This window comes from Methanosphaera sp. DEW79, from assembly GCF_003266085.1.
Taxonomy (GTDB): Archaea; Methanobacteriota; Methanobacteria; order Methanobacteriales; family Methanobacteriaceae; genus Methanosphaera; species Methanosphaera stadtmanae.
The window spans coordinates 1-6,231 of record NZ_MUZW01000030.1 but is presented as its reverse complement, the minus strand read 5'-3'; the positions used below and the strand labels follow the sequence as shown (position 1 = coordinate 6,231).

Sequence of the window (6,231 nt, the reverse complement as noted above, 5' to 3'; positions counted from 1 at the left end):
TATCTTTAGTAATCTGTGTACTTGTTGGTAATGAGTTGTTTGTGTCTGCTGCTGATACTATTGATATTCCAAGTAGTAAAATAAGCATTGTTACTGAAAAAAGTAATATATTCTTATTTTTCATTCATTATTTCCTCCATTTATATTAATGATATAAAATTTATAATAAGATTAATCTTTAAAATAAATTTTAATTTTACTAAGAAAATTCTTAGGTTAGATCTAATATAGACACTCTATAAAATATACTTTATTATAATTTAAATTATAATTTATAGTTCTAAAAGAATATTACGACCTTAAATAATAAGGGGGGGAATTTCATATTCTTAAATTAATTAAAAGAAGGTATTTATATTATTTCATAGAATTTTCTATAAAGAGTCATTATATGAAAAAAGGAATTAGTAAAAAAATTAATCATGATTAATATATGATGAATTTTATAATAACACTAAAAATAAGCTATTAAAATCATTTTGATATATTTTTTTTATAAAACAGAAATATAATCTTTTTATTTTTGAAAATAAGACGTATATATCACTACATAAACTTTATGAGGATAGTAAATTTATATATCTTTATTGAAAAAGTTGTTGATTGATTTTTTTTGTTTTTAAGTATAATTCTTTGGATTCATCTTATCCTTACACTTTCATAATCTTATCATTGATCCTTTTGTAGTTCTATATCTTCGTTTTAAGTAATGAAGTTGTATTGTTTTGAAGTAGACATCTATTAGGTTGTTCATTTTTTGGTGTATAATTACTTACTAAACTTTTATAACAAATATGTTTGTATCATTTCTGTTAGTGGTATTTTTTGTATCATTTCAAGTGTGTGCGACAACACCATTTTAAGACTTTTTAATAAGAGTTTAATGTGATGTATATAATTATTAAATAATTATTGTTTTGTTTAAAATTAAATCAAATAAAGAGGAGTTGAGATAAATTTATTCTAGAGATAATTTCATAACTACCCCTAAAGGTAGTTATGGGGTTTAAACACCTATTTTGGTAGTGGAATTGGTATATCTTCAACATTTATATTGAATAAATGTGGTTTTCTATCTTTTATAGCTTCTTCTAACTTTGTTTCAAGAGTTTTAAGTGATGTTATATTGTCTGCTTCAATACTATAAGCATTTGCTATTTGTACAAAGTCAGGATTTTTTAAATCCACTTGATATTTAGGAGTATTGGCCATTTCTTGCCATTGTTTTATTATTCCAAGTACATTGTTGTTTATAATGAATATTATTATTGGTAGTTGATATGTGCTTATTACAGCTAATTCTTCTATTGTCATTTGTACTGAACCATCACTTGTTGTTGCAAAGATTATATCATCTGGTCTTGCAAATGATGCTCCTATACTTGCAGGTAGGGAATATCCCATTGGTCCAAGACCCCCTGGAAATAGCATTTGTGAATGTTTATTGAGTTTTGAATCTATTGTAAAGTATGTTGGTGTTGTTCCAGCATCTAGAGTTATTGTCACATTTTCATTTAATTGTTTTAGTATTGTTTGTATTGCTTTTTCTGGATGTAGTTTTTCTGTTTGTGCATATTTTTTTGGTGTTGTGTCTTTTTGTGATAATATTTCTTCAATCCAATTTTTACTTGTTTTTGGTAATTTATTTTTATTTAATTCTTCTAAGAATTCTTTTATATGATTTTGATAGAATATCTCTGCATTTTTTTGTTGATTTTTTGTATTTACTTGTATTATGTTACTTGTATTTATATGACTTCTTGTTCTATCTGATAGTCTTGTTCCTAGTGCTAGTATTAAATCTGCTTCTTCGGAGGCATAGTTTGCTTCTTTTGTTCCACGTGTTCCAACTAGTCCTAAATTTTTATCATTTGTTTCTGGTATTATTCCCCTTGCAGAGTATGTTGTTACTAGAGGTATCTCTGTTTTATCTATGAATGTATTTAGTTGTTCAAATGCCTTTGCATAAATAATTCCAGAACCTACAATTATTAACGGTTTTTTAGCATCTTCTATTGATTTTATTGTATCTTTAATATCATATTCAAGAGGTAACTTAATTTTTCTTGATTCTATTACCTTATGGTCTACATTCATTGGCCTAATTTGTATATCTTTTGAGATATTAATATGGAATGGACCAGTGATACCCTGTTTATTATATGAAAATACTTCTTCAATATTATTCTCTAATTTTTCAGGTGTATTTGAATTATATGATTTAAGAGTTATTGGTTTAAAAACTGCATTAATATCCATATCTTGAAATGTGTCTTCACCCTTAACATCTGATGAAACATCCCCTGTTATAACAATCAAAGGCACATTATCCTTATAAGCAGCAGATACACCCATAACAAGATTCATTGCTCCAGGTCCTGCTGTTGCTAAGCATACACCATATTTTCCAGTAATTCTTGCATAAGCATCAGCTGCATGTGCTGCTGCCTGTTCATGTCTCATCAATATATGTTTTATATTGGATTTACGTAGTGCTTCATATATTGGAAGTACTTGTTCTCCAGGATATCCAAATACATATTCAACACCATTAGATTCTAATTTATCAATTAAAAACTGTGCAATATTTTTATCTTTCTTCATAAAAACACTCCACTAACTTATTTTTCCTGATAAGATCCATTATATTTACCAGATCCTTCTACTGGAAATACAACTGCTTGAGCTATTCTTTCACCTTTTTTTATCTTGTAGGGATACTGACCATTATTAACAATCATAAATTGTAAAGTTCCATAAAATCCAGGATCTCCAACAGCAGTATGTACACTGATAAAAGAACGAAGAAGTGTTGATCTTGGAAGATATAACATTGTATAACCTGTAGGTATTTCAATTTTACCTTCTATAGTAACACTATATGCTGTTTTTGGTTCTAAAGTATAAATATCATCTACAGATTCCAGTTCTTCAATTTCTGGTAGATTTTTCTCATTATCAATTAGTGAACCAGAACCGACTTGTCTATATATTTTATCCATTCTTAAATCAATACCTGAAGGTTGTATTGTGTCTGAATACTCTGGAAATAACTTTAATAATTCTTTTTCGCCTAACATAATTTATTATTCTCCTATAAATTATTCTCCTATTTAAATATAATATTTATTACTTCATACTATAATTATTTAATGTTAATAATCATTCAAAAAAATGTAAATAATTTAATATAATATTATAAAAATTAATAAAATCAATGAATATAACTCATAAAATAATAAAACTTCCTAACTTTTTTTTATAATGAGTAACAATTTATTATTCTTATTTAATTATAAATATTATCTTTTTCAAATATTTAAACAATAAAATTATGAGAAGGTAATAATGGAGTAAAAAAAATATGGTTAATTCAAATAACATCTTAGCAATCTTTCTTAGAGGATTGTTAATGGGCGTGTCTGATATTATGCCTGGAATATCTGGAGGTACAATAGCTCTTATAACAGGAATATATGATAGGTTAATTGGATCAATAAGTAATATAAAACTAATGTTTTTAAAACCACTATTAAAAGGAGATTTAAATGGTTTTAAGGAACAATTACTTGAAGAAGTAGATTTTGAATTCTTCATACCCCTATGTTGTGGTATAGCACTAGCTATGATTATAATGGCAGGAATTATCACATTTCTTTTAAATAATTATGGTGGATTTACATACTCCTTCTTTGCTGGATTAATTCTAGCATCCATAGTCATATTATACAAACAATTAGATGCATTTAATATAAAAGCAATTTTAATAACAGTTATCTTTGCAATACTTGGTTATATCTTTGTAGGATTAAATCCAATACAAGCAGCACATTCACTGCCAATCCTTTTTATATCAGGATTTATAGCTATATGTGCAATGTTACTACCTGGAATATCTGGTTCATCACTTCTATTACTACTTGGACAGTATGAATACATGATCAATGCATTACATAAATTTGCAATAAGTGATATTATTGTGTTTATTGTAGGTGCAGGATTAGGATTTATGGGTATGAGTAGAGTAATAAAGTATTTACTTGAACATCATAAACAAGAAACTGTAGCAGCACTAATTGGTATAATGTTAGGATCACTACGTGTACCAATGACTCAAATTGTAACAGTACCACCAGAATCATTAATTATATGTTTAATAATTGGAATAATTGGGGTAGTACTTGTCTTAGCAATAGATTCAAAATCACATTATGAATTAATATAAATAAAAAGAGGAAAATAAAAAAATGGCAGACTTAAAACAACATTTTAATGAAGTAGCAGAAAATTATGATGCAACAATTGAAAAAAACTTAGTAAATTATAATCAAATGATTGAAGCACTAATCAATGCAATACCTGATAATGAAAGTCCAAGAATTCTTGATCTTGGATGTGGAACAGGTAACATTACAAAAAAAGTATTAGAAAGATTTCCAAATGGAAAAGTTACATGTTTTGACTTATCAGAGAAAATGATAGAAATTGCAAAGGAAAAATTATCAGATTATGATAATATTGAATATGTAATAGGAGACTTTACTATAATTGATATTATTGATAAATACGATGCAATTATATCCTCCCTTGCACTACATCATATACCAAATAATCAAGCAAAAAAAGATATGTATCAACATATCTATGATTCATTATATGAAGGAGGAGTCTTCTACAATGCTGATGTTATAAAAGCAAATAGTGATTATAATATAATTCTTAATGAAAGAATGACCTCTAAATATATGAAAGAAAATGGCTGTACAGATGAAGATATTGAGACATTTAAGAAAAATAGAAACAATAATGATGTACCCATAACCTTAATGGAACATATTAAATTACTTGAAGAAGTTGGATTTAAAGAAATAGATGTATTATGGAAATATTATTCTAATGCAGTGTATGGTGGAACAAAAAAATAAATTATTTTTCCAACTAATTCAATTTTCTCCCCCAAATATACTTTTTCTAAACTAATTATAAAAAAAAGAAATTAAAGAGTTAAGCTTCTGCTTCCTCATTAAATATTTGATTTATCATCCATTCAGGTTCAAATTCCATAAGATCATCATATGATTGACCTGTACCAATAAATAATATTGGTTTATGAATTACATGACCAATTGATATTGCTGCACCACCTTTTGCATCAGCATCTGCTTTTGTTAAAATAATACCATCAATATCAATAACTTCATTAAATTTAGATGCTTGTTCTGTAGCATCATTACCCATTAGAGCATCACCCACATAGATTACTATGTCAGGTTGTGATACACGTTTGATTTTTTTCATTTCATCCATTAAATTAGCATTTGTTTGCATACGTCCAGAAGTATCTATAAGTACAACATCTTTACCAGAAGCTTTTGCATGTTCTACAGCATCGAATGCTACAGCTGCAGGATCAGAATTACGTTCATGTTTAATAATTTTTAGATTTAAGTTATTTGCATGATGTTCTAATTGTTCAATAGCTCCTGCTCTGAATGTATCTGATGCACCAAATACTGATGAATATCCATGTTTTTCAAGATATGTTGCAATTTTTGCAATTGTTGTTGTTTTACCAGTACCATTAATACCAACAAACATTATTTTATATGGTTCACCTTTTTCTTTTGATTTTTCAATATCACCTAATAAATCATAATATCCATTGTCAATAATTTCTGTAATTGCTTTTTTAAGAGCATTAGTTGTGAATAGTTCCATATCTCCTCGACGTTTAATTTTTTTACCAATTAAATCTTCTTTTACAGATTCAACTATTCTTTCTGCAACATCAAATGCAACATCACCCTCAATTAATGAAAATTCTAACTCTTCAAGAATATCTTCAATATCTTCTTCTTTTATTGTTTTTTTAGTGATGAATGAGAATCTTCCAGAATCATCATCAGACTTATCTTCTTCTTTTTCATCTTTTTGATTGCTAGATGCTTCTTTATTTTTATTTCTACTGAAAAATCCAAAACGACCTTTATCTTCTTTTTTATCTTCATTATTTTCAATAGTATCTGGTGGATTTTCTACTAAAACGTCTTCTGTATCTAAAGTTTCTTTGGATTTTTCTACAGATTCAGATTCTTCTTCAGATTTTTCGTCCATTTCTATAGATTCAACATTCTCTTTATCAACTTGATTATTATCATCTATATTATCAGAAGATTTTTCATCAGATGATTTAGACTCATCATCATTGTCAGAATCATTATTTCTTCTAAA

5 protein-coding genes are annotated in these 6,231 nt (G+C 27.0%); 2 read left to right on the top strand and 3 right to left on the bottom strand.

Annotated features, from left to right (window positions below; genetic code table 11):
- Positions 1-1,014: 1,014 nt before the first annotated feature.
- Both BZ132_RS02985 and BZ132_RS02980 read right to left on the bottom strand, forming a co-directional pair.
- Positions 1,015-2,604 (bottom strand): thiamine pyrophosphate-binding protein, encoded by a 1,590-nt coding sequence (locus BZ132_RS02985; protein ID WP_011406203.1) that lies wholly within the window; start codon positions 2,602-2,604, stop codon positions 1,015-1,017.
- 17 nt (positions 2,605-2,621) lie between these two features.
- Positions 2,622-3,080, bottom strand: coding sequence for a deoxyuridine 5'-triphosphate nucleotidohydrolase (locus BZ132_RS02980; RefSeq protein ID WP_011406202.1), 459 nt, complete (start codon positions 3,078-3,080; stop codon positions 2,622-2,624).
- Between the two features lie 332 nt (positions 3,081-3,412).
- Here BZ132_RS02980 and BZ132_RS02975 point away from each other — a divergent pair, with 332 nt between their 5' ends.
- Both BZ132_RS02975 and BZ132_RS02970 read left to right on the top strand, forming a co-directional pair.
- Positions 3,413-4,225 (top strand): DUF368 domain-containing protein, encoded by an 813-nt coding sequence (locus BZ132_RS02975; RefSeq protein WP_048059843.1) that lies wholly within the window; start codon positions 3,413-3,415, stop codon positions 4,223-4,225.
- A gap of 22 nt (positions 4,226-4,247) precedes the next feature.
- Entirely contained in the window at positions 4,248-4,925 is a 678-nt protein-coding gene (locus BZ132_RS02970) for a trans-aconitate 2-methyltransferase (RefSeq protein ID WP_011406200.1), read from the top strand.
- A gap of 79 nt (positions 4,926-5,004) precedes the next feature.
- Here BZ132_RS02970 and ftsY read toward each other — a convergent pair.
- Positions 5,005-6,231: signal recognition particle-docking protein FtsY (gene ftsY / locus BZ132_RS02965; protein WP_286940455.1), on the bottom strand; the 1,227-nt coding region annotated here is incomplete at its 5' end.